The following is a 22,468-nucleotide window of genomic DNA, read 5'->3' as shown; positions in this document are numbered from 1 at the left end:
GGCACAGTACCTGTGGGAGCGGGCGTGCCCGCGAAGAGGCCGGTGCAGGCGACTACCGAACCAAGGTCAAACGCCCCAACACGGTCTGCCGCGAAAAGCCCATCACCTTGCCCAGCGAATCCAGCGCCAGCAGTGGCTCGCCCACCGGGAAACTGCCACTGACCTTGCGCTGCCCCAGTGCGCCATCCAGCAACACGATGCGCCCCGGGTAGTAGCGCCGCAGGTCATCGACCACCTGTGCCAGCGGCACCTGGTAGTAATTCAGCCAGCCTTGGCGCCAAGCCAGGCGGTTATCACTGTCCACCGCCAGCGTGTCGCCTACCCGGCCTGCGCTATAGGCCACCTGCTGGTTGGCCGTCAGCACCGGTGCCACGGAGCCCGGTGCCGGGCTCACCGCCACGCGCCCGCTGCGCACCGTGACCACTGCACCGTCAGCCTGCTCGCGCACTTCGAACTGAGTGCCGAGCACGCGCACCTCGCCACCACCCGATTCGACCACGAATGGCGCGCCGGTATGGGTGACCTGGAAGAACGCCGCGCCATGCAGCAACCGCACACGGCGCTCGCCCTGGGCAAAATCGACCGCAATGGCGCTGCCTGCATCAAGCGTCACCTGCGACTGGTCGGCCAAGGTCACCTGGCGAATCTGCCCGGCGCTGCTGTAGTCAGCCTGCAGGTCCTGCAACCAGTACCCCGGGTGCCAGCCACCGGCAACGCCCACGGCCAGCACCAGGCAGGCCGCCATCGCCAGTGCCGCTACGCGCTGCCACGGGCCGCGGGTCGGCGGCCTGGCCATGGCATCGAGGTAGCGCTGCAAGGCGTCCTGTTCTTCGTCCGCCAGCAGCAAAGCCGGGGTGGCGCTTTTCTGCCACAGTGCCTGGGCCTGTTGGTAGGCGTCACGGTGCCCGGGGTCGGCCAGCAACCAGCGCTTGAATGCAGCCCCTTCGGCTTGCGCAGGCTGCTCATTGATGCGGCTGAGCCACTGCAGGGCGGCCTGGGATTGCACTTCGGTGATCGGGGGCAAACGGCTCATCGACGGGCACTCCCTGGCCGGCGTGGGGTGGACGCGGGCTCGGCAACACTCGCCTTGCACGCTTCAAGGGCGCGCATCATATGCTTTTCCACGGCACTCTGTGACAGCTGCATGGCCTTGGCAATTTCGCCGTACTTGCAGCCGTGAATACGGTTGAGCAAAAAGATCTGCCGGGTGCGTTCGGGCAAGGCGCGCAAGGCGGCTTCGATGCGCTGCAAGTCGTGGTCGACCTCAAGCGCTTGCTCGGGTGCTTGAACCATGGCCACCTCGTCCATCGGCAAAGCGGCTTCGGCCACGCGTTCGCGGCTACCTTCGCTGCGCAGGTGGTCGATCGCCAGGTTGCCGGCACAACGCAACAGATAGGTGTCCAGCGCCTCGACCTTGACCTCGGGGCGGCGCCAGAAACGCAGGAACAGCTCCTGCACCAGGTCTGAAGCCGTGGCGCGGCAGCCAACACGCCGGCTGACAAGCGCCTCCATGCGCGCCCGCTGGGCCAGAAATACCTGGACGAAACGGGCACGTGCGCCAGCGCTGTCGGCGTCGGGTTCGATGATATCCCCCTGCTCGCTCACGGGCTCACACGGCAAACATGGCCAGCAACGGGCCCAGCACCACGCTGGCAGCTGCCAAGCCCAGCAGCAGGCGCGGCTGGTAGGGCAGGCCGAACACCCATAAGGTCACCCCTGCCATGATCACCGCCGTCCACTCCACCAGGCCATGGGCCCAACCACGCAGATGCACGCTGAGGGCCAGCGACAGCATCAGCAGCAGCCAACCGGCGACACGCAGCAGCCGCAACTGCCCAGGGCGCGGCTTGCGCCCGAGCAAATCGCTGAAGTGCTTTTCCATGGCCAGGCACAGGGCGACAAAACCTGCGAATGCGATCAGTGCGTTACCCAGCATCAGCTCACCTGCGCTGTTTCAGTGCTCGGCTTTTTTGCCGCGCGTGGTCGTTTGGCCACCGGTTTGGGGCTGCGCAGCATCTTGCCGGCCAGCCAGGCCAGGAACAGGCCGGTACCCAGGGCCGTCAGGTCGAAGCCGGCCATGGTCCAGTCACCTGCCTGCAACGAATGGTTCAAGCCCCGGTCGGTGCTCAAGCCATTGAGAAGCGGCAACAGGGCAAAGGCCAGCGCTCCCAGCGCCAGTTGCTCGCCCCACGCCCGGCGCCCGCTGCGCAGCACGGCATGCACCAGTGACAAGCCCCAGGCGATGAAGAAGGCATTGACCTCCCAGTCGGCGCGACCCTCGACGCCCACCGGGACAAGCCGGTTGGCCCAGAAGAAGCCCGCCACCGCCAGCAGCAGGCCGCTCATGCTGGCGATATTGAGTACCTCGACCAGGCGCAACTCACCCGGCATGTGCGGGCTCTTGGCATGCTTGAGCTGGCGCTTGCCCAGCCACATCACCAGCCCGGTACCGATCACCGCAGTGCCGGCCACGCCAAAGAAGAAGTACAGCCAACGCAGCCAGGGCCCTGCGAAGTTGCCCATGTGCAGGCCGGCAAAGCTGAACGCGGTCATCATCGCCCCGCTCTCTGGCTTGCCCTGGCTCAGCAGCGCGCCACTGGCGCCGTCGAAGGTCCAGTTGGCGCTGCGTCGATAAGCTACGTGGTCGGCAGCCGATTGGGTGAAGGTGACGCGGGCATTGCTGTCGCCGGGGTTCTGCACCTGGATGAAGCCGATACGCGCGCCCGGCTGCAGCGCCTGCACCTTGGCGTACAGGCTTGGCAGCGGTACCAGCGGCGTGGCCACCTGGGCCGCTTTGGGCGTATCGTCGCGGCCGAACAGGTCGTTGAAGTACTTGCCGGTGTCATTGCCATAGCTGGCCATGATGCCTGCCGGCATCACCATATACATGAACAGCACCAGGCTGCTGTAGCTGATCATGAGGTGAAACGGCAGCACCAGCACGCCGATGGCGTTGTGCCCGTCCAGCCAGGAGCGCTGGCCCTTGCCGGGGCGGAAGGTGAAGAACTCCTTGAAAATCTTCTTGTGGGTGATGATGCCGGTGACCAGCCCCAGCAACATGATGAAAGCGCAAAAGGTCGACAACCAGCGGCCAAACGGATGGGGCATCTGCAGCTGGAAGTGGAAACGGTAGAAGAAATCGCCACCCCGGCTGTCGCGCGCTTCTACCGGCTGGCCGGACTGCGTATCGAGGGTCTTGTTGACAAAGCCACGCGGCCCGCCGTTGGGGTCGCGATAGCCCACGCTCAAGCCGGCTTCGCGCTCGCTGGGCATGTTGATGAACCAGGAAGCGGAATGCCCGGCTTTCTGCTCCAGGTAGTGCTGGGCCATATCCAGGCTACGTGCCGGGTCCAGGGCATGGCTGCGCACTTCGGGCTGCGCCCAGTGGGTGATTTCATCCTTGAAGTACGACAACGTGCCGGTCAGGAAGATGGCGAACAGCAGCCAGCCGAAGATCAGGCCGGTCCAGGTGTGCAGCCAGGCCATCGCCTGGCGGAAGCCTTCTTTCATGGGTTTTTCATCCAGTAGGCAACGCCGCTGATCATGCCCAACAGCAGGCTTGGCGCCAATACGCCCAGCCAGGCACGCCAGGCGCTGCGGCAGGCGAAGCACCAGATGAATGCCAGCAGGTAAAAGACAAACGACAACAGCAGGCCGGTCAGCGTGGCATCGACTTTTGGCAGCGGTGCCACCAGGGCAATGCAGGCACTGGCCATGGACGCCAGCAGGTAGCCGCCCAACAGCGCGGCCAGGCTGCGTGAGGCAACGGCTGCCCGATAGCTGAGCGAGAGGCCGGCAGTTTTGCGCGTCATGGCGAAGGTCCGGGCGTTTTTGGGGGTGCAATAATAATGATTTCAATTCTCATAAGCAAAGCCCGCAGACGGGTGACGATTGCCGAAAAACCCATCAGTCAATACAATGCGAACAATTATTACTACCAGTTGCGCTGAATAGCGCCGGAGTATCACGGTGCCCAGCGCGCTCTCTTCCACGGTCGAAGGCCTTTATCACGCCCATCACAACTGGCTCACCGGCTGGTTGCGCCGCCGCCTTGGCTGCCCGCAGAGTGCCGCCGACCTGGCCCAGGACACCTACCTGCGCCTGCTGCAGGCCCGCGAGGCACCGCAGTTGGTCGAGCCGCGCGCCTTCCTTGCAACGGTAGCCAAGCGCGTGCTGTGCAACCACTTTCGCCGCCAGGAGCTGGAACGTGCCTACCTGCAGGCACTGGCGCAGGTGCCTGAAGCAGTCGCCCCGTGCGAGGAGCAAAAGGCGATCATCTTCGAGACCCTGCTGGAACTCGACCGCCTGCTGGACGGTTTGCCGCCACTGGTCAAACGCGCGTTCCTGATGGCCCAGGTCGATGGCCTTGGCCAAGGTGAAATCGCCCGCGAGCTGGGTATCTCGCTGGCCACAGTCAAGCGCTACCTGAGCAAAGCGGCCATGCGCTGCTACTTCGCCCTGTGAACGCCTCGTTTTCCCCGCAGGTGGCAGAGCAAGCCGTGCACTGGTTGATCGAGTCCCAGGGCGATGACTTTGGCCAGGCGCAGCGGTTGGCGCTGGAACACTGGCTGGGGGCCGACCAGGAGCATCAGCGTGCCTGGGCCCATATTCAGCAGGTAAACCAGCGCCTGCGCGGGGTGGACTCGCCTGTGGTGCATGCCACCCTGCAAGCCCCCCACTCGCCGGCCCGGCGGCGCGCACTCAAGGCCTTGCTGCTGGTGGGCGTGGCCAGTGCCACCGGGCTTGGGCTGCAGCAACACAACCCCATGCCGGGCCTTATGGCCGACTACCGCAGCCCGGTCGGACAGCGCCGGCGCATGGGCCTGGAAGACGGCAGCGTGTTGCAGCTCAACACCCGCAGTGCCGCCGACGTGCGCTTCGACGGGCAACAGCGCCGAGTGCGGCTGTTCGAAGGCGAACTGGCGCTGCAGGTGGCCAACGATACCCGGCCGTTGCTGCTGCATACCGGCGAAGGGGCATTACGCCTGGACCGCGGGCGCTTCAACGTGCGCCAGTTCGACGGCTACAGCCTGGTGTCCGTGTTTGAGGGTGTGGCCAGCGTCGCGGGGCAACCGTTACTGGCTGGGCAGCAGGCACGCTTCACGGGGGGCTGGCAGTCGATCTCGGCGCTGGACCGCAATGTCGGCGCCTGGGTCGACGGCATGTTGGTGGCCTCGCAAATGCGCCTGGCGGATTTTCTTGCCGAGCTAGGGCGCTATCGCCATGGACAGCTGGGGTGCAGCGAGCAGGTCGCCGGCTTGCGCATTTCCGGGTCGTATCCGCTGGATGACAGTGAGCGCATCCTGCAAATGCTGGAAGTCGCGCTGCCGGTGCGAGTGCGACGGTTCACCCGGTACTGGGTAACCGTCGAGCCAAAAATCGGCTAGGGCCGGCAGATGCATATTTTTTTCCAATCAACTGAGCCATTTTCCCAACCTCGCGTGACAGACATGGCAGAACCCCTCTCTCAGGACCCGACCCATGCCGTTGCGCCCCAGCCCCCTGTTCCACGCCCTGTTGCTCACCACCACGCTCGGCCTGGCCATGCCTGCCGCCCATGCCGAAACCCGCAGCTACCACATCGCCGCCGGCTCGCTTGAAGACGCACTCAACCAGTTTGGCCGCGAAAGCGGAGCGCTGATTTCGTTCGGCTCGCAACTGACCCAGGGCATCAGCACCCAGGGCCTGGACGGCCAGTACGATGTGCGCCAAGGCCTCGACGCGCTGCTGCGCGGCAGCGGCCTGCAGGTGCGGCAGGAAACCGACAACGCCTTCAGCCTGCAGCCCGTCGGCAGCCCCGCTGCCAACGCCCCGGTCGAGCTCGGCGCCTCTACCGTGGTCGGCGACTGGCTGGCCGAAGCGCAACAGGACAATGTGTTCGAGCACCCCGGCGCCCGCGACGTGGTGCGCCGCGAGGAATTCGAGCGCAGCGGCGCTACCACCGCCCGCGAAGTGCTTAACCGCATCCCGGGAGTCAACGCCCCCGACAACAACGGCACCGGCAGCCATGACCTGGCTCTGAACTTCGGCATCCGTGGCCTCAACCCGCGCCTGGCCTCGCGTTCGACCGTACTGATGGATGGCATTCCGGTGCCGTTTGCCCCCTATGGCCAGCCGCAGCTGTCGCTGGCCCCGCTGAGCATGGGCAACATGGACGCCGTGGATGTGGTGCGCGGGGGCGGCGCGGTGCGCTATGGCCCGCAGAACGTCGGCGGCATCGTCAACTTCGTCACCCGGGCGATCCCCGAGGAGGCGACCTTCAAGGCCGCCATGCAAAACCAGATCAGCCCCTCCTCCAGCCACGATGGTTTCAAGAACAGCGCCAACCTGCTGGTGGGCGGCACCAATGCCAACGGCCTGGGCGGCGCCCTGCTGTACTCTGGCACCCGTGGTGGCGACTGGCGCGAACACAGCGACACGCAGATCGACGACCTGATCCTCAAGGGCAAGTTGCAACTGGACGAAGCCAACAGCCTGCACGCCATGGCCCAGTACTACGAGGGCGAGGCCGATATGCCCGGCGGCCTGAGCACCGCCGACTTCGCTGCCGACCCGTACCAGTCCACGCGCCTGAAAGACAAGTTCTGGGGCCGCCGCACCCTGTTCAATTTCGGCTACGACTACAAGCAGGACGACCGCCAGTTCAGCGTCAACAGCTTCTTCACCAAGACCCTGCGCAGCGGCTACCTGGACCAGGGCAGCTTCGTCTCGCTGTCGCCACGCGAGTACTGGGTGCGCGGCATCGAAACCCGCTTCTCGCAGGGCTTGGCCCTTGGTGACAGCTGGCACGAACTGGGCGTCGGCTACCGCTACGTCAACGAAGCCGGCCACGAACTGCGCTTCCGCGAGCCGGTGAACGGCAACCTGCCGACCACCGCCAGCCGCAACGACCGCGACACCCGTGGCAGCACCGAAGCCCACGCCATCTACCTGGATGACCGTATCGACATCGGCCGCTGGACCATCACCCCCGGTGTGCGCTACGAGATGATCGACTCCGAGCAGAGCAACAAGCTCAACGGCCAGCGCTACCAGGGCAGCTACAACACCGCGCTGCCGGCGCTGAACGTGATGTACCACCTGACCGACAGCTGGAACCTGTACGCCAACACCGAAGGCTCGTTCGGCAGCGTGCAGTACAGCCAGATGCCCAACCGCGTCAGCAGCGGCGAGGTAAAACCGGAAAAGGCCCGCACCTGGGAAGTCGGCACCCGCTACGACAACGGCGACCTGCAGGCCGAGATCGGCGCGTTCCTGATCAACTTCGACAACCAGTACGAAAGCAACCAGACCAACGACTCGGTAATCGCCCGTGGCGAAACCCGTCACCAGGGTATCGAAACCAGCATCCGCTATGCACTGGACGGCCTGAGCCCGGCCTTGGCCGGCTTCGATGTGCACGCCAGCTATGCGTTCGTTGACGCCACCATCCGCGAAGACGGGCCAAACAAAGGTAACCAGGTGCCGTTCTCGTCGCGGCACAAGGGCAACCTGGGCGTGGGCTACACCGATGGCCCTTGGCAGTTGAACCTGGACGGCAGCTTCCAGAGCAGCCAGTACGCCGACAATGCCAACACCGGCACTGAAAGCGCCGATGGCAGCACCGGGCGCATTCCGGGCTACATGCTGGTCAGCACCCGCGCCGGGTACGATTTTGGCGCGCAGCTGTCGAACCTGAAAGTGGCGGTCGGGGTGAAGAACCTGTTCAACCGCGAGTACTACACGCGCTCTTACGATGACAACAACAAGGGCAAGTACGTGGGTGAGCCACGGACCTTGTATGTGCAGACGTCGGTGGAGTTCTGACCGATTGTCGGGGCCGCTGTGCGGCCCTTCGCGGGCATGCCCGCTCCCACAGGGATAGTGCATTCCTGCACCGGCGCGCAACCTGTGGGAGCGGGCGTGCCCGCGAAGGGCTGCACAGCAGCCCCCATTTGCAACAAGACATTTATTTTCAAAAAGGGCTTGAATTCGTATCCCAGTTGCCTGACCTTAGAGTCAAGAGGCGCAGAAATTCCAAGGGTCTCAAGGGCCTAGGCGCGTCTCCATGCGAGCAAGCTGAATAAGGATTGAATCATGCAAATCCAGGTCAACAGCAGCAACCATTTCGAAAGCAACGCCCGTCTCGATCAGTGGGTCCGCAGCACACTGCAAACCTCACTGGAACGTTACGAAGAAGACCTCACCCGCATCGAGGTTCACCTGCGCGACGAGAACGGCGCCAAGCCCGGACCGCATGACAAACGCTGCCAGATGGAGGCTCGCCCCAAAGGCCACCAACCGATTTCGGTGACCCACACTGCCACTTCGGTAGACCAGGCAGTCGACGGTGCCGCCACCAAGCTCAACCACGCGCTGGAACACTTCTACGGCAAGCTGCGCAGCAAGCGCGGCGCCCTGGAACTGAGTGACCCGGAGGCCTGACCGCAAAAATGAAAACGCCCGGCCAAATGCCGGGCGTTTTTATTAAAGGTCATTTATTGCCTCTCTCAATTCACCGCCCTCAGTTTTGGCTCGGGGAACAGGTTCTCCAGGGTTTTAAGCAAACGTGCGTGATAAAGCGGCTTGCGGAAAAAATCTACCACCTGCAGGTGCAGCAGTTCGCTGACGTCATCCAGGTCGGCCTGCCCGGACATCACGATCACCGGCAGGTGCAGGCGGGCCGTGTGGTCACGCATGCGCCTTATCAGACCGATGCCGCTTTCCTCCGGCATGCGCAGGTCGGTGATCACGAGGGCAATGTCGGGATGCCGGGTAAGCTGCTTCAATGCCGCCTGTACCGATGTCGCAGTCAGGCAGGCGAAGCCTTCGTTATCGAGAAGTTCGGCCAGCTCCAGCAGAACGTCCTGCTCGTCATCCACCAAAAGGATCTGCTGGCGCGAGGAAGCGTTCTGCATGGCGCTGGCTCCTGGTCACCGGTCAAAGGGCATTTTTGATCGTGGTGAAGGTGGCGTTGACGGCCGTGGAGATATCGCCGACGAACGCGGCTAGCACCACTGCGACCATCGTCGCAATGACCGCGTATTCGATACCAGACGCCCCGTCCTTGCGATGCAGGAAGGTCATGCAGTGCAGAATGAACAGTTTCATGGGCCAAGCTCCTTGCGGCATGCATGCCGACGATGGCGGTATCAAAGTGACACCTGTTTGCCATCAGAATCGTCAAGCTGAGGCGGACTGCAAATGTATTAAAGGATTAATCCAAAAGCATTAATCCAAGAGGATTAACGCCTGGGAAATTGCTAACCCTCTGTATTGCCTCGACTTAATCACAATCCCGAAAAAAACCGCTCTGGCTCATGGCAAATGGCGATGGCTGCGCTACCGTCCTATAGCGAAATAGTGACTTTTTGCCATCAGTCGATGCGTGCAGGGAGGCCGAGATGAGCAGTCGCTTGACCCTATGCCTGGCTGCGTTCTTTCTGCTGGCAGCTCTTTTGGCCGGCTACTGGGGTGTTGTGCTGAGCCGCCCTGCGGATGCGCCCGCGCCGGTTAGTCCTGCGGCCGACCAGCCGACTGCAGCCGTCGCCCCACCACCCGCCGTCGCCCCAGAGCCACCGCGTACCGCCGTTGTGGTGCTGCGCAAGGATCTGCCCGCCAATACGCCGGTCACTGAAGACGATGTGCTGATCGAGCGCCTGCAGGTTGCCCCCACCGGTGCCTACCAGCAAACCGCCCAGGTGGTCGGGCGCATCAGCGCCAGGCCACTTGCAGCGGGCACCTGGCTGGATGACTCCAACTTCCAGGCTGGCGGGCCGCTGGCGCGGATGATCCGTGCCAACGAGCGCGCCGTGGCGGTGGGTGTGGACGAAGTGGTCGGCGCCGCCGGCCAGCTGCGCCCGGGCGACTACGTGGACGTGCTGCTGTTCCTGCGTGAAGAACCCAACAACCCGCAAGCTTCTGCCCAGGTGGTGCTGCCGGCCTTGCGCGTGCTGAGCGTCGGCGAGCAGACGGGCCTGGCCAACGACGGTCGCCCGGCACAAACCGCTGAAGAACAGAAAGCCCGACGTGAACAAGCCAGCATGAACGGCAACGCCACCCGCACCGTGGCGCTGGCAGTGCCCGAGGCCTTGGCCAGCCGCCTGATGCTGGCAGCCCAGGCCGGCACCTTGCGCCTGGCCGTGCGCAGTGCCGATGAACAACGCCTGGCCCGGTACTGGAACGAACCCGATGCCAAGCCGCAGGTGGAAGCCGCCAACCGCGAACTCTACCGCTTCAGCCAGCTATCCCAGTCGCCGGTGGCCAACGCTGCCAGCCTGGCGACCACTAAATCTGCACCCGCCATGCACATCATCCGTGGCGCCCAGGTTGAAGACACGAACAAAACCCCCTGACCCGGCAAGGATGCAGCGATGCGTAGTTCCTTTTTCACACAAGCATGTTGTACCGGGCTGCTGGCCGCGCTGATGCCCCAAGCCCAGGCGGCGGGCAAAGGCTGCGAAGCGATCAACCAACTGCCCTCGGTCATCGAGATAGACCAGGGCCTGCAGCAGGAAGTGCGCCTGCCGCTGGCAATCAGCCGGGTTGCCGTGGGCGAGCCGAAGGTGGCCGATGTGCAGGCCAGCGGCGAGCGCGGCGTGGTCATTACGGCGGTAGCCCAGGGCAATACCACCTTGATGTTGTGGACAGCATGCTCCCCATCACCACACCGGGCCATGGTGTTCGTCAAAGGCCGGGCCAGTGCCGACATGGCCGAAGACAGCTTTTTGCCGTCGCAGGATGCACAACTGATCAGCCAGGTGCAGGCCGACATCCGTTTCGTGGAAGTCCGCCGCAGCAAATACAAGGAGGCCGGTGCACGGTTGTTCTTCAAGGGGTCGAACAACAGCCTGATCGGCTCGCCGGGGACCGTGCCCGGCACGTCCGTCAGCCCCGGCTCGGTGCCAAACGTGACCCCGTCGATCCCCCTCGATGACACCGTCTTCAACATCGTCTGGGGCGGCGGCAGCAGCCGTTTCCTGGCCATGATCAACGCCCTGGAAAACAGCGGCTTCGCCTACACCCTGGCGCGCCCAAGCCTGACCGTGCTCAGCGGCCAGACGGCAAGTTTCCTGGCCGGTGGCGAAATTCCGATCCCGGTGCCCAGTGCGGGCAGCGACAACGTGTCGATCGAATACAAGGAGTTCGGCGTACGCCTGGCGCTGACACCGACCGTAGTCAGCCCAGGCAGGATCACCCTCAAGGTGGCGCCGGAGGTGAGCGAGCTGGACTACAGCAACGTGGTGACCATCGCCGGCACACAGGTGCCGGGTTTGACGGTAAGGCGCACCGACACCAGCATTGCCCTGGCCGATGGCGAAAGCTTCATCATTAGCGGCCTGGTCAGCAACAACACCCGGTCTGCGGTCGATCGGCTGCCCGGCCTGGGTAGCCTGCCGGTACTGGGTGCGTTCTTCCGCAACTCGGCCATGCGCCGCGAAGAAACCGAACTGCTGATGATCGTCACCCCGCACCTGGTCCAGCCGCTGGCCGCCAACGCACGGCTGCCGCAGCTGCCAGGCGAGAACCTGCGCAACTACGACCCCAGCTGGGGGCGCCTGTTCTTCCTGGAGAACGGCAACTTCGATGGCCAAGGCGGGTTATCGCAATGAACGAGAGCCTGAACCCCACCTTCCTCGCCATCACTCGCAACGAAGAGGATCTGCACTGGCTGCAGGGCGCACTGGCGCCGCAAGGCCAGGTGATCGGTGCCAGTGCCGGCAGCCTCGACGAGTTGCTGGCGCTGGTCAACGCCACCTTCAGCAACCTGATGTTCATCGGCCTGGACCGCGAACAACTGGTCAGCCAGTGCGCCTTGATCGAGGGGGTGCTGGAGGCCAAGCCGATGTTGGCGATCGTCGCCCTCGGCGATGGCATGGACAACCAACTGGTGCTGCACGCCATGCGCGCCGGCGCCCGTGACTTCGTCGCCTACGGCTCGCGGGCCAGCGAGGTGGCCGGGCTAGTGCGGCGCCTGGGCAAGCGTATGCCGGCGGTGGCCAGCAACCCCAGCCTCGGTGGGCTGACAGTGCTGTTCGGCGTACAAACCAGTGCCGACGGGGCATTGCTCACCACCCACCTGGCCCGGGTGGTGCAGGAGAGCGGCCAGCAAACCCTGTTGCTGGACCTGGGCCTGCCGCGTGGCGACAGCCTGGCGCTGCTCGGCCTGGAAGCTTCGTTCTTCTTTGGCGACGCCCTGCGCCACCTACGCCGCCTCGACACCACACTGATCGACAGCGCATTCACCCGCGACAAGAAAGGCCTGCGCCTGCTGACCTACGCCGAGGCCGACGACCCGCTGCAACAGACCAGCGCCGCCGAGCTGTACATGCTGTTAAGCGCCCTGCGCCAGCACTTCCAGCACATTGTCGTGAACCTGACCGGGCATGCCGACAGCGAAGCCCTGCGCACCCTGGTCAGCCATTGCGACAAACTGATCGTCTACACCGACCAGAACATCCTCGACTGCCGGCGCAATCTTGAGGTGCTCGACCTGTGGCGTGATCACGGCATGAAACTGGAACACGCCAGCCTGTTGGTGGACCGCTACCTGAACAACGTTGCACCCGACGCCGACACCCTGGCCAAACGCTATGGGCTGCCCTTGCTCAAGGCCATCCCCTACAGCCCCGAAGTGCGCCTGAACGTGAAAAACCAGGGCCTGAGCCTGTTCGAACTGGCCCCGCGTGAAAACCTCACGCAAGCCCTGCGCAGCCTGGGCGAACGCCTGGCACGGCGCTCAGAAAACCTTGCGCCGCCAGCCTTTACCTGGCTGCGTCGGCTTTGGGGCAGCAAATGAGCAATGACCAACCCTTTGGTGGCCAGCAACACGCCTCTGGCGACCCCTACGCGCTCAAGCGTGCCCTGCACCGCTTTGCCATCGACGCCATCGAGGACAGCGGCCGCAACCTGCTCGAAGGCGCACGGCCCGCGCTGACCCAGTTCGTGCTGGAACAGGTGGGCGATTACGTCGCGCGCCTGCGCCTGGCCATGTCGCGCTATGAAATGGAGCGCCTGGCCGAAGAGCTGGTAGATGAGCTGACCGGCTTCGGCCCGCTGGAAGTGCTGCTGCGCGACCCCACTGTCACGGAAATTCTGGTCAACGGCCCCCACCGGGTGTTCGTGGAGCGGGCGGGTCTGTTGCAGCAGACCGACCTTCGCTTCATCGACGCCCACCACGTGGAGCGGGTAATGCAGCGCATCCTCGCCCCGCTCGGCCGACGCCTGGACGAATCCTCGCCAATGGTCGACGCGCGCATGCCCGACGGCAGCCGGGTGAATGCGATCATTCCGCCTGTGGCGCTGGATGGCCCGTGCCTGTCGATCCGCAAGTTCCGCCAGGACATGCTCAAGAGTGCCGACCTGCTGGCCACCCGTGCCATCGACCAGCATATCTTCGACTTCTTCGAGCGCGCCGTGGGCAAGCGTTGCAACATCCTGGTGAGCGGCGGTACCGGCACCGGCAAGACCACCCTGCTGAACATCCTCAGCCAGATGATCGCGCCCCGCGAACGCTTGGTGACCATCGAAGACGTCGCCGAACTGAATTTGCACCATCCCCACGTAGTACGCCTGGAAACCCGCCCGCCGAATGCCGAAGGGCATGGCGAAGTCAAAGCAAGCGAACTGATCCGCAACGCCCTGCGCATGCGGCCCGACCGCATCATCCTGGGGGAGATCCGCGGCAGCGAAGTGCTCGACGTGCTCACCGCGATGAACACCGGCCACGATGGTTCGATGAGCACGGTGCACGCCAACACCGCGCAGGATGCGCTGCTGCGCCTGGAAACCCTGGTCGGCCTGAGCGGCCGGCAAATTGCCGAAAAGACCATGCGGCAAATGGTGTGCGCGGCGCTGGATGTGGTGATCCAGCTGACCCGCCTGCCCGACGGCCGACGCTGCGTCAGCGAGGTGCTGGAAGTGGTCGGCGTGCGCGACGAGGTGTACGTGACCAATACCCTGTTCCGCCTCGATCGCCGTGGCGGCGATGCCTTTCTGCGCGAAGCACCCAACCCGGCAGGCAGCAAGCTGCGCGCCGAGGGCGTGCTGTGACCGGCCCGGTGCTGCTGGCGCTGTCGCCGCTGTTGCTGGGCGTGGCCCTGCTGCTGTTGCGCCGTGGCCTGTACAAGCGGCATGAAGAGCGCATCCTGCAACGCCTGGGGCGGGCGTTCAGCATTGTGCGCAATGGCACCGCCCGGCGCGAATGGCTCGACGCCCTGATGCAGCGCGCCGGCCTGGGGGCTTTCGAATTCGAGCCACAGCGCTGGTTGCTGGCGTGGCTGGGCGTGGTGCTGCTGGCGCTGATCGCCGCCGGCTGGGTGGCTGCATTGATGCTGCTGATCGGCCTGCCAAGCCTTGCGTATCTGATCCTGAGCTGGCAAAGCCGCCGGCAGATGCGCCAGATCGTCGACCAGTTGCCCAGCCTGCTGGACTACAGCGTGCGTAGCCTCAAGGCCGGCCGCACCCTCAATGACGCGGTGCTGGGCGGTATCGACAGCAGCCGCGACCCCTTGCGCGCCACCATGGCGCGGGTGCGGCGCAACGTGCAGCTGGGCGTGGCGCTGGAGGATGCGGTGAGCGAGCTGGCCGAACTGCACAAGCAGGACGAACTGCGGCTGTTCGCCCTCGGTTTGCGCATCAACCAGCGCTACGGTGGCAATGCCAGCGAGTTGATGGAAAACCTGATCAAACTGATCCGCGAGCGTGAACAAGGGGTGCGTCAGCTCAAGGCGATGACCGGCGAAACCCGCATCACCGCGATCATTCTCGGCTCGTTGCCGCTGGCGATGGTCGGCTACTTCCTGATGGCCAACCCGCATTACCTGCTGGCCATGTGGCGCGACAGCAGCGGCCAGATGATGCTGTTGATGGCCTTCGCCCTGCAGGTGGTCGGTTGCCTGGTACTGTGGCGCATGATGAGGAGCCTGTGACCATGGCCTTGCTGATCTGCGCCCTGTGCCTGTTCATTGCCGCCAGCCTGCTTGGCCTGCAGGCGGTTCGCCAATGGCGCGCCCGGGTACTGGTGACCCGACGGTTGCAAGGGCGACTGACCCGCGACGAGCGCCTGGGCGACTGGCTGCACTGGCTGGGCAGCAGCCCGTGGGGGCAGCGGCTGCAGAAATTCGACAGCGAAAGCCAGGCCCTGCTCGAACGTATCGGCTGGCGCCGCAGCCGCCAGCGCGCCCTGTTTGCCGCCGTTCAACTGGGCCTGCCGCTGCTGGCGGTGGCGATGACGCTACTGTTGCAACAGGGGTTCAAGGGCAGTGCCGCAGCCGGCTGGGTGGTCTGGCCATTGTGCGCGCTGGGCGTCGGTTACCTGCTGCCCAAGCGCCTGTTGGCCATGGCTGCAGCACGTCGCCAGCAACGCATCGCAGAAGAGGTCAGCCTGTTGATCCCCTTGCTGCGGATTCTCTTCGAGACCGGCCTTGCCGTTGAGCAGGCGCTACGCGTGCTGAGCCACGAAGGGCAGACGCTGATCCCGAACATCAGCGCAGAGCTGCGCCAGGTGCTGCAACGGGTGGATTCGGGCATGGCGCTGGGCCCGGAGCTGGAAAAGGTCGCCCAGCTGCTGGCGGTGGACGAGTTCACTGATACCTGCGTGATCCTGCGCCAGTTGCTGGCGCAAGGCAGCGGCGCGATGAAGTCGCTGCAGGCACTGAAGGCGCTGCTCGACGACCGCCGCCTGACCCGCCTGCAAGAACGGGTATCGATGATGTCGGCAAAGATGTCGGCCGTGATGATGGTGTTCCTGTTTCCGGCCTTGCTCATTGTCCTTGCCGGGCCAGGCTTTTCTGCATTGGCGCGGGCGTTGAGCCCATGAGGACTGAATGATGAAGACAATCCTGTTGTGCGCAAGCCTGGTGTTGTTGACCGGGTGCGCCGGGCAACAGCCTGAAGGGCTGCGCCAGTTGTTCACCACCACCAGTTGCAGCAAGCCGGACGCCGACCAGCAACTGGCGCTGAACCTGGCGGACGAAATGCTCAACGACGGGCGCCCGCACGCCAGCCTGGCCCACTTGCAGCAACTGCCGGACACCTTCGACCAGGTGCGCCTGCGCAAAGCCAAAGTGTCACGGCTGCTTGGCCTCGGCGAGGCCGAGCCGCTGTACCGCAGCCTGCTCGGTGGTTGCCTGGCCGCCGAAGGTGAACACGGCCTGGGCCAATTGGCCTCGGCGCGGGGCGACGACGTACAGGCCCTGCAGAACCTGCAGCGTGCAGTTCGCCTGGCGCCAACCGACGAGCGGGTGCGCAACGACCTTGGCGTAGTGCTGATGAACCTGGGCCGCTATGAACAGGCGCGCTTTGAGTTGCTGACGGCAATCGAACTGAAAGACGACAACACACTGCCTGCGGTCAACCTGGTGACCTTGGCGCTGGTGCAGGACAACTGGCAGCAGGCCACCGACCTGGTAGGCCGGTTGCAGCTCAAAGCCGGGCAATTTGCCGAAGCCCAGGCACGGGCCAGCAAGATCAAGGCCGGCGGCCGAGGCCCGATCGCATCGGCCAAAGCTCCGGACATGATGGTCAATTGATACGCGGAGGTGATCATGATCAGATACGTGATGCTACTGGCCTGCTGCGTAGGCAGCGCAACGTTACAGGCCGAAGAAAGCCCTCGCCACGCCCCTCTGGACGAAACAGCCACCGAAAGGTTGTTGCGCGTGCAGTCCAGCGGTGAGCAGGCATCCCGCCGCCTGCAAGTGCAAACCGCGCGCGAGCGTGACCAGTCCATGCAGCGCTGGCTGGACACCTACAAGTACGAAATTCCGGACTTCTACCGCTGGACCAAGATGACAGAGCGCAACAACTAACCGGCTTGCAGCATCAGCCAAGCCAGGCAAGTGAAACGGCAAAACCGGCCAGCAAGAAAGGCGCAAACGGCTTTTTCTCCCGAGGCTGGCGTACTTTTCGCCGCACCAATTGCCATACCACCAGTGCCACACCGGCACCGATGAAGGTGCCGAGAACGTGGTCCAGGCTGGTGGCCAGCGCCAGCGCGCCGAGCAGCTTGACGTCGCCCGCGCCGAACTGGCCGAGCATGTAGCCGGGCAGCGTGAGTAGCAGGACGATGAAGAAAGCCAGCGCGGCATCGCTGCCCTGGGCCCCAAGCCAGCTGTGCCCGGTGGCCAGCAACCAGGCCAGCGCACAGGCGGCAACACCTAGTGTCAGCACATTGGAAATCTGCCGTTCCCAGGCATCCTGCCCAGCGCAAAGCACAAGCCAGACCAGCACTGCAAGGCTATGCATAGGCAAATGGCCATCCCTGTTCGTCGATCGGTTCTATGCTGTTACTCAGGATTCATGGTCAGGGTAGACGCAAACATGAAAGCAGGCCCGGCAAAACGGCAAAAAGGCGCGGCTGCCATTGAGTTCGCCGCCGTATTCATGATCTTTTTCGCGGTGTTCTACGGCCTGGTCAGCTACACCCTGCCCATGTTGATGCTGCAGTCATTCAACCAGGCCAGCGCTGAAGCCGTGCGCCGCTGCGTGGCCCTGGACCCGGACAGCGCCAGTTACAGCACCGATGTGCAGAACCTCGCCCACCAGGTCATCAGCCAACAGTTGCAGTGGATGCCCGCCGCGTTCAACTTCCAGCCCGCCAGTGATGCAAGCGTGACCCTGGGCGCCGACAAACTGCTGACCGTGGCCATCAACTACCCCAAAGCGAAACTGACCAACGTGCTGCCGATGCTGGTACTGCCGCTGATCGGTGAGGTGCCGCGCCTGCCTGATCGCCTGCGGGCCGAAGCGAGCTTGCAGCTATGAGCGGGTTGTTCGATCGCTGGCTGGGCGGCCAGGCCACCGAGCAGGCTGAGCCGGCCACGCAAGCGGTGGGCCTGCAACTCTGGCTGGATGATCAGGGGCATGTGATGCGCCTGGCCGGGCCCCTGCGCACGGTGCTGCCTGCAAAGTCACACAGCGCCCTGCGCGTGCATGACTACCTGCAACGGCAAAGCTGGCTGGTGCTTGAAGGCCCCCCCGCCGACTGGCAGGGGCAACCGCTGGACCTTGATTTCGCCACCGTGCACGGCCCTGCCCTGCACACCCGTGGCTGGCTTCAGCGCCAGGCCGATGGCTGGCTGCTGCAGGTGTTCGATATTGGTGACCTGCTGGGCGAGCGCGAGCAGCACGGCCAGCGCCTGACGCAGCAGAAGCTCGCCGCGGAGCTTGGCCGCAGCCTGCGTGATTGCGACGAAGAACGCCTGATGCTGACAACCACCGAACAACTGCAACACCTGGCCGAACACTGGCATGCCGGCTCTGTGCGCCTGATGCTGCCGGGTGATTGCGGTTGGCACACCTACGCCTGCAGCGACAACGACTGGCCCTGGGCCGATGACGAGCGCTTGCGCCCCTGGCTGCAAACGCTGCCACCACGGAGCCGGGAAGTTGCCGCTGTAAACCCGCTGTTGCAGTCATCGTGTGCCGGCTTGCCATTACTGGCCGTGCCCTACCTGCACGGCCATGCCGTACAAGCCTGGTTGCTGTGCGCAGGTGCGCAAAGGACGCCGGTAAGCGAAACGGTCGCTGCCCTGCTGCAAGCACTGATCGAGCCCCTGCTCACCCGCCTGCGCCAGCACCAGTTGCGGCAACGTTCACGCCACCTGGATGAGCTGCAACAGCAACTGGGCGCGGGCTGGTGGTCATGGCCACTGCAGGGGCCGCTGCAGTTTGACCCAGCCCTGGCCTTACACCTGGGTGTACCGCCCGAAGCTACCGTCGAGCAATGGCTGGGGCGGGTGCACCCGGCCGATCGTGAAGCCGCACGCATGGCCTTGGAGCAACTGCGCGAAGGGATTGCCTTGAACCTGAACCTGCGCCTGCTACCCGCCAACAGCCTGGCAAGCCCCCGCTGGCTGCAGTGGGTAGGCCAGTTGCAAGGCCGTCAGGTACAGGGGTTCCTGCTCGATATCAGCGCACTCAAGTCTCAGGAACTGCAGGCTGGGGCCGCACGCGCCCGGCTCGAAAACCTGATCGCCAGCTCGCCCGCAGTGATTTACATCCAGCGCTATGCCGACGGCGCCCTGCACAGTGAATTCTTCAGCGCCAGCCTCACCCCGCTGCTGGGCTGGGAGCCGGACAGCGAACAGGCCCGCCAGCCTGGCCAGGCGCTGCACCCCGACGACCGTTGGTTGTGGCTGGAGCGCACCCGCACACTGTTGCGCGACGGCCAGGCCAGCAGCCGCTATCGCTTGCGCGATCACCTTGGCCGCTACCACTGGATACTGGACGAGGCCCGCCTGCTGCGTGACGATCTGGGCCAGCCTGTCGAGGCTATCGGCCTGTGGCTGGATGTCAGCGAAGCGACCGAGGCGGCCGAGCAGGTGCGCCAGAGCGAGGCGCGCTACCGGGCGTTGGTAGAAGACTCGCCGGCCATGATCTGCCGTTATCGCCCAGACCTTGAACTGCTGTTTGGCAACCACCCGCTTGCAGAGCAACTGGAGTGCGCGCCGCAACTACTGGCGGGCATGAACCTCGGCCAGTGGTTGTCCGACAGCCAGCGTGCGGCCTTTCTCCAGCGCTTGGCGACGTTGACGCCAGAGCAGCCGTTGGCCAGTGCCGAAATCTGCTTGCATTTGCCCGGCTGCAGAACCGCCTGGTGGGTGTGGGCCGAGCGTGGCCTGTTCGATGAGCACGGCCAGTTGCAGGAAGTGCAGGCGGTGGGGCGCGACAACACCGAGGTGCGCCACAGCCAGCAGCAATTGCTGCAAGGGGCCAAGATGGCCACATTGGGCGAACTGGCAACGGGTTTGGTGCATGAAATCAACCAGCCCCTGAGCACCATGCGCCTGGCGCTGGTCAATACCCTCAAGCGCCTGGAAAGCGGGGAGGTGGATGCCGAGTATGTGACAGGCAAGCTGCAGCGCATCGACGCCCAGGTCGAGCGCGTAGCGCAGCTGGTCGAACACCTGCGCACCTATGGGCGCCGCTCCGAGGTCGAACAGCATGTGTTCGCAGCCTGGGTAGCGGTGCAAGGGGCGCTGGGGTTGCTGGCTGAAGGGTTGAGCGGCAAAGGCGTGGCATTGCACATCGAAGAGCCCGACCTGTGCCCGGAAGTGCTGGGTCATGAGGACCAGCTCGAACAGGTACTGATCAACCTGCTGGTCAACGCCCGTGATGCGTTGCTCGAACGGCGGGTTGCCAAGCCGCGGATCAGCGTGAGCCAGCGCGTCGAGGAAGGGCAACTGTGCCTGTTGGTTGAAGACAACGGCGGCGGTATCGACCCGCGCCTGCTAGAGCGCATTTTTGAACCGTTCTTCACGACCAAGCCCGTCGGCATGGGCACCGGCCTCGGGTTGTCGGTCAGCCACAGTATTGTCGAAGCAATGGGCGGCCGGCTGGAAGCGCACAACTGCAACGAGGGTGCGTGCTTGCAGGTGTGGTTGCCGCTTTACAGCGCCAGCTGAGCGCGGCCGCCGGAACAACTGAGGTTGGCGCCGACTTCGGCGTTTACCAGGTCGATGCCCAACACCTTGAGGAGCAGGTTGATTATTGGGTCGAGCAACGGGCTGAGCAGGTTTTTGATCAGGGGATCAACGATGCCCTTTATCCCGTCGAGTACGTTGGTGACGATCACCAAAACTGCGCCAAGGCCACTGTTGCCTGTGGGCTTGTAGGCTTCCAGATGTACGCCTGACAGGGTATCGCTGAGGCTGCCGACGACGTTGTTGTTGGCGGTTTGCATGCTCAGGTAAGCAGGGGCCAGGCCGATGTTTGGCGGGGTGCTGTTGGGCGACTGGAATAGCAGGGGGCGTTCGACCGCACCGCTGCCCAGCACCTTGCTGTCGACACGCAGGCCAAGGCCGCCGCCGGCGAAGGGAATGCGCGCGTCACAGGTTGCAGGCAGTATCAACAGCCGGGTGCAGCGTTTGGTGCCGATGTCTACCAACGGTAAAGCTTTGACGACCGTGGTGCCGTTGGTGAAGAACGCGTTGGCGGACTCGAAACGCCCAATCGCAACCTTGGCGGCCGAGCTCTGGGTCTGTGTCGTCAGACGCTTGGGTGAGCAACTGAACGTGTCAGGCGATAACGGGTTAAGCCTGGTCGTCGCCTCTGCCACCTCAATACCAATGTCCAGCGACAACTTGTCCGGGACCAGGACTATGTCGGTGACAGTACAGGGCACGGCGATCAGGCAAAGCACCGATTGCAAGGTACTGGCGAGATTCAGGCTGAGCAGATTGTTGAGCACGTTGGTAATCGGCCCGACCAGGTCCAACACCGCATTGACCAATCCAAGCACTGTGTTGAGCAATGGCAAATCCAGCGAAATCATCGCCCGCACTTGTGCCGTATGCACCCGCAACTCATTCGTGCGCGGGTCGCCCACCGCCGAAATCTGCTGCGGCTCGATCACCTTCAGGCGCACCCGGCCATTGACCAGCCCCAGTACGGTTATTGGCAAATCCACCGTTGCCGCACTTTCGCTGACCGCCAGCTGAATGAACCCCTGCACCAATTGCAACAACTGAATATTGGCATCCAGCCCGGCCTGCGCCGTGCCGTTCTGAATATCGAGCAAATCCCCTAACTGCAGCAACGTACTGTTGCTGGCGCCAAGTGCCAGTTTGCCCAGATTGGTCACCACACTGGCCGCCGCCCCGCTCTGCTGCAGCACCTTCACCGCCGCTTGCAGCAACTGCGTAGCGGTGGCATCGGCGGTGAGCAATTGCTGGTAATCGCCCGCCTTGAGTTTGAGGTCGATTGCCAGTTGGTCAAGGTAGCTGAGCAAATTGATCTGAGTACTGGCGATGCCTTGCCAGCCGGCCAGATCAAGCTGAACGTTACCGCCCAGGGCGCCGAGCAGTGCATTGAGCAAAACCGACTGCCGCGAATCGACGGTCGCCAGCGTGGTGCGAACACTCAACATCGCCTGCGGCGGTATGGGCGACGACGCCACTGCGTGCGCCTGCAAGGTCGTAGTAGCGGGTACGCCATTGCCCTGCGCCAGGCTGTACACCCCCGCAGCCACACTGGTAGGCACCGTGTTGCTCACATCCACCCGGATGGCTTCATTGCGATTGTTGTCACTGGTGAAGGTACGCAAGCTGTTGGCGCCGGTCTGCAAGTACCCGCAACTGGCGGTCAGCGGGTTGCTGGCCGCATGGCCGTTGCGTGTGGCGGCGACGCGGGCGATGGCCGTGGCCTGGGGCCCGCTGCCGGTGCACACGGCAAACTGGCCAGCCGCCTCCAGCGCCGACATGTCGGCAATGCGCTGCAGCTTGCGCTGCTCAAGGTACAGCCGGCCGCTGTCGATCACCACCAGCATGAACAACAGGGCAAGGCCCAACGTAACCACCGCCATGAGGCCAATTGCGCCACGTTGACGGGCAGCAGATGAGGGAACCACGGGCACTCCTTTGCCGGCCACTGGCCATGCGTCGCGGCTGCGATTCAAGGAGTGTAGTTGTGGTAATGGCTAATTGCCTGCCAGGAACCAACCTGGCGCTGGCCGGTCAACTTCTGCAGATTATTTTTGCAGGGCCAA

The 22,468-nt window shown here is 64.1% G+C and carries 23 protein-coding genes; 14 read left to right on the top strand and 9 right to left on the bottom strand.

What is annotated here, in order from left to right; genetic code table 11:
• Window positions 1-52 precede the first annotated feature (52 nt).
• The 5 genes from P0Y58_06670 to P0Y58_06650 are packed head-to-tail and all read right to left on the bottom strand — an operon-like array spanning window position 53 to window position 3,812.
• Window positions 53-1,033, bottom strand: a complete 981-nt coding sequence (locus P0Y58_06670) for a FecR family protein (GenBank protein ID WEK31875.1) — start codon at window positions 1,031-1,033, stop codon at window positions 53-55.
• Window positions 1,030-1,605, bottom strand: a complete 576-nt coding sequence (locus P0Y58_06665; protein WEK31874.1) for an RNA polymerase sigma factor — start codon at window positions 1,603-1,605, stop codon at window positions 1,030-1,032. Before P0Y58_06665 ends, P0Y58_06670 begins: the two co-directional genes overlap by 4 nt.
• Before the next feature lie 4 nt (window positions 1,606-1,609).
• Window positions 1,610-1,936, bottom strand: a complete 327-nt coding sequence (locus P0Y58_06660) for a DUF3325 domain-containing protein (protein WEK31873.1) — start codon at window positions 1,934-1,936, stop codon at window positions 1,610-1,612.
• Entirely contained in the window at window positions 1,936-3,510 is a 1,575-nt protein-coding gene (locus tag P0Y58_06655; protein ID WEK31872.1) for a PepSY-associated TM helix domain-containing protein, read from the bottom strand. The genes P0Y58_06660 and P0Y58_06655 overlap by 1 nt, the downstream gene beginning before the upstream one ends.
• Window positions 3,507-3,812: a DUF3649 domain-containing protein gene (locus P0Y58_06650; GenBank protein ID WEK31871.1), complete on the bottom strand. Its 306-nt coding sequence runs from the start codon at window positions 3,810-3,812 to the stop codon at window positions 3,507-3,509. Before P0Y58_06650 ends, P0Y58_06655 begins: the two co-directional genes overlap by 4 nt.
• Before the next feature lie 157 nt (window positions 3,813-3,969).
• Here P0Y58_06650 and P0Y58_06645 point away from each other — a divergent pair, with 157 nt between their 5' ends.
• The 4 genes from P0Y58_06645 to P0Y58_06630 all read left to right on the top strand — a co-directional run bounded on the left by P0Y58_06645 (window position 3,970) and on the right by P0Y58_06630 (window position 8,424).
• Window positions 3,970-4,464, top strand: a complete 495-nt coding sequence (locus P0Y58_06645) for a sigma-70 family RNA polymerase sigma factor (GenBank protein ID WEK31870.1) — start codon at window positions 3,970-3,972, stop codon at window positions 4,462-4,464.
• A complete protein-coding gene (locus tag P0Y58_06640; protein ID WEK31869.1) occupies window positions 4,461-5,387 on the top strand; it encodes a FecR family protein in 927 nt (308 codons plus the stop codon). Before P0Y58_06645 ends, P0Y58_06640 begins: the two co-directional genes overlap by 4 nt.
• Before the next feature lie 94 nt (window positions 5,388-5,481).
• Window positions 5,482-7,806: a TonB-dependent siderophore receptor gene (locus P0Y58_06635; GenBank protein WEK31868.1), complete on the top strand. Its 2,325-nt coding sequence runs from the start codon at window positions 5,482-5,484 to the stop codon at window positions 7,804-7,806.
• Window positions 7,807-8,076: 270 nt separating this feature from the next.
• Window positions 8,077-8,424, top strand: coding sequence for an HPF/RaiA family ribosome-associated protein (locus tag P0Y58_06630; protein ID WEK31867.1), 348 nt, complete (start codon window positions 8,077-8,079; stop codon window positions 8,422-8,424).
• A gap of 65 nt (window positions 8,425-8,489) precedes the next feature.
• Here the strand turns inward: P0Y58_06630 and P0Y58_06625 are convergent, their stop codons facing one another.
• The gene (locus P0Y58_06625; GenBank protein ID WEK31866.1) at window positions 8,490-8,897 is read right to left on the bottom strand and encodes a response regulator; all 408 of its coding nucleotides are present in this window, start codon (window positions 8,895-8,897) and stop codon (window positions 8,490-8,492) included.
• 22 nt (window positions 8,898-8,919) lie between these two features.
• The gene (locus tag P0Y58_06620) at window positions 8,920-9,090 is read right to left on the bottom strand and encodes a Flp family type IVb pilin (GenBank protein WEK31865.1); all 171 of its coding nucleotides are present in this window, start codon (window positions 9,088-9,090) and stop codon (window positions 8,920-8,922) included.
• A 293-nt stretch (window positions 9,091-9,383) separates the two neighbouring features.
• On the opposite strand from P0Y58_06620, the gene cpaB reads away from it, so the two are divergent.
• The 8 genes from cpaB to P0Y58_06580 all read left to right on the top strand — a co-directional run bounded on the left by cpaB (window position 9,384) and on the right by P0Y58_06580 (window position 16,790).
• A complete protein-coding gene (cpaB, locus tag P0Y58_06615) occupies window positions 9,384-10,334 on the top strand; it encodes a Flp pilus assembly protein CpaB (protein WEK31864.1) in 951 nt (316 codons plus the stop codon).
• 72 nt (window positions 10,335-10,406) lie between these two features.
• Window positions 10,407-11,591, top strand: coding sequence for a type II and III secretion system protein family protein (locus P0Y58_06610; GenBank protein ID WEK33283.1), 1,185 nt, complete (start codon window positions 10,407-10,409; stop codon window positions 11,589-11,591).
• Window positions 11,588-12,778, top strand: a complete 1,191-nt coding sequence (locus P0Y58_06605) for a pilus assembly protein (protein ID WEK31863.1) — start codon at window positions 11,588-11,590, stop codon at window positions 12,776-12,778. The genes P0Y58_06610 and P0Y58_06605 overlap by 4 nt, the downstream gene beginning before the upstream one ends.
• Window positions 12,775-14,031, top strand: coding sequence for a CpaF family protein (locus tag P0Y58_06600; GenBank protein ID WEK31862.1), 1,257 nt, complete (start codon window positions 12,775-12,777; stop codon window positions 14,029-14,031). The genes P0Y58_06605 and P0Y58_06600 overlap by 4 nt, the downstream gene beginning before the upstream one ends.
• The gene (locus P0Y58_06595) at window positions 14,028-14,909 is read left to right on the top strand and encodes a type II secretion system F family protein (GenBank protein WEK31861.1); all 882 of its coding nucleotides are present in this window, start codon (window positions 14,028-14,030) and stop codon (window positions 14,907-14,909) included. Before P0Y58_06600 ends, P0Y58_06595 begins: the two co-directional genes overlap by 4 nt.
• A gap of 2 nt (window positions 14,910-14,911) precedes the next feature.
• Window positions 14,912-15,799 (top strand): type II secretion system F family protein, encoded by an 888-nt coding sequence (locus P0Y58_06590; protein ID WEK31860.1) that lies wholly within the window; start codon window positions 14,912-14,914, stop codon window positions 15,797-15,799.
• Between the two features lie 10 nt (window positions 15,800-15,809).
• Window positions 15,810-16,511, top strand: a complete 702-nt coding sequence (locus tag P0Y58_06585) for a tetratricopeptide repeat protein (GenBank protein ID WEK33282.1) — start codon at window positions 15,810-15,812, stop codon at window positions 16,509-16,511.
• A gap of 15 nt (window positions 16,512-16,526) precedes the next feature.
• A complete protein-coding gene (locus tag P0Y58_06580; protein ID WEK31859.1) occupies window positions 16,527-16,790 on the top strand; it encodes a DUF3613 domain-containing protein in 264 nt (87 codons plus the stop codon).
• Between the two features lie 13 nt (window positions 16,791-16,803).
• On the opposite strand, the gene P0Y58_06575 is transcribed toward P0Y58_06580, so the two are convergent.
• A complete protein-coding gene (locus tag P0Y58_06575) occupies window positions 16,804-17,226 on the bottom strand; it encodes a prepilin peptidase (protein ID WEK31858.1) in 423 nt (140 codons plus the stop codon).
• 75 nt (window positions 17,227-17,301) lie between these two features.
• Here P0Y58_06575 and P0Y58_06570 point away from each other — a divergent pair, with 75 nt between their 5' ends.
• Together P0Y58_06570 and P0Y58_06565 are read left to right on the top strand one after the other, a co-directional pair.
• Complete coding sequence (locus P0Y58_06570) at window positions 17,302-17,745, top strand: pilus assembly protein (protein WEK31857.1); 444 nt, start codon at window positions 17,302-17,304, stop codon at window positions 17,743-17,745.
• Window positions 17,742-20,387 carry an ATP-binding protein gene (locus tag P0Y58_06565; protein ID WEK31856.1) on the top strand — a complete coding sequence of 882 codons (2,646 nt, stop codon included), beginning with the start codon at window positions 17,742-17,744 and terminating at the stop codon, window positions 20,385-20,387. Before P0Y58_06570 ends, P0Y58_06565 begins: the two co-directional genes overlap by 4 nt.
• Here P0Y58_06565 and P0Y58_06560 read toward each other — a convergent pair.
• Window positions 20,372-22,330 (bottom strand): pilus assembly protein TadG-related protein, encoded by a 1,959-nt coding sequence (locus tag P0Y58_06560; protein WEK31855.1) that lies wholly within the window; start codon window positions 22,328-22,330, stop codon window positions 20,372-20,374. The genes P0Y58_06565 and P0Y58_06560 overlap by 16 nt on opposite strands.
• Window positions 22,331-22,468: the final 138 nt, after the last annotated feature.

It is taken from the genome of Candidatus Pseudomonas phytovorans (assembly GCA_029202525.1).
In the GTDB taxonomy this organism is placed as follows: Bacteria; Pseudomonadota; Gammaproteobacteria; order Pseudomonadales; family Pseudomonadaceae; genus Aquipseudomonas; species Aquipseudomonas phytovorans.
Note: the sequence above shows the minus strand (reverse complement) of the source record. Positions and strands in the feature narration are given on the sequence as shown.

What these genes read in the sequence shown, in the direction of transcription:
- P0Y58_06670 (WEK31875.1), bottom strand. Translation starts at nt 1,033, where the DNA reads ATGAGCCGTTTGCCCCCGATCACCGAAGTGCAATCCCAGGCCGCCCTG.
- P0Y58_06660 (WEK31873.1), bottom strand. Translation starts at nt 1,936, where the DNA reads ATGCTGGGTAACGCACTGATCGCATTCGCAGGTTTTGTCGCCCTGTGC.
- P0Y58_06655 (WEK31872.1), bottom strand. Translation starts at nt 3,510, where the DNA reads ATGAAAGAAGGCTTCCGCCAGGCGATGGCCTGGCTGCACACCTGGACC.
- P0Y58_06650 (WEK31871.1), bottom strand. Translation starts at nt 3,812, where the DNA reads ATGACGCGCAAAACTGCCGGCCTCTCGCTCAGCTATCGGGCAGCCGTT.
- P0Y58_06635 (WEK31868.1), top strand. Translation starts at nt 5,482, where the DNA reads ATGCCGTTGCGCCCCAGCCCCCTGTTCCACGCCCTGTTGCTCACCACC.
- P0Y58_06630 (WEK31867.1), top strand. Translation starts at nt 8,077, where the DNA reads ATGCAAATCCAGGTCAACAGCAGCAACCATTTCGAAAGCAACGCCCGT.
- P0Y58_06625 (WEK31866.1), bottom strand. Translation starts at nt 8,897, where the DNA reads ATGCAGAACGCTTCCTCGCGCCAGCAGATCCTTTTGGTGGATGACGAG.
- P0Y58_06620 (WEK31865.1), bottom strand. Translation starts at nt 9,090, where the DNA reads ATGAAACTGTTCATTCTGCACTGCATGACCTTCCTGCATCGCAAGGAC.
- cpaB (WEK31864.1), top strand. Translation starts at nt 9,384, where the DNA reads ATGAGCAGTCGCTTGACCCTATGCCTGGCTGCGTTCTTTCTGCTGGCA.
- P0Y58_06610 (WEK33283.1), top strand. Translation starts at nt 10,407, where the DNA reads ATGCCCCAAGCCCAGGCGGCGGGCAAAGGCTGCGAAGCGATCAACCAA.
- P0Y58_06605 (WEK31863.1), top strand. Translation starts at nt 11,588, where the DNA reads ATGAACGAGAGCCTGAACCCCACCTTCCTCGCCATCACTCGCAACGAA.
- P0Y58_06600 (WEK31862.1), top strand. Translation starts at nt 12,775, where the DNA reads ATGAGCAATGACCAACCCTTTGGTGGCCAGCAACACGCCTCTGGCGAC.
- P0Y58_06590 (WEK31860.1), top strand. Translation starts at nt 14,912, where the DNA reads ATGGCCTTGCTGATCTGCGCCCTGTGCCTGTTCATTGCCGCCAGCCTG.
- P0Y58_06585 (WEK33282.1), top strand. Translation starts at nt 15,810, where the DNA reads ATGAAGACAATCCTGTTGTGCGCAAGCCTGGTGTTGTTGACCGGGTGC.
- P0Y58_06580 (WEK31859.1), top strand. Translation starts at nt 16,527, where the DNA reads ATGATCAGATACGTGATGCTACTGGCCTGCTGCGTAGGCAGCGCAACG.
- P0Y58_06575 (WEK31858.1), bottom strand. Translation starts at nt 17,226, where the DNA reads ATGCATAGCCTTGCAGTGCTGGTCTGGCTTGTGCTTTGCGCTGGGCAG.
- P0Y58_06570 (WEK31857.1), top strand. Translation starts at nt 17,302, where the DNA reads ATGAAAGCAGGCCCGGCAAAACGGCAAAAAGGCGCGGCTGCCATTGAG.
- P0Y58_06565 (WEK31856.1), top strand. Translation starts at nt 17,742, where the DNA reads ATGAGCGGGTTGTTCGATCGCTGGCTGGGCGGCCAGGCCACCGAGCAG.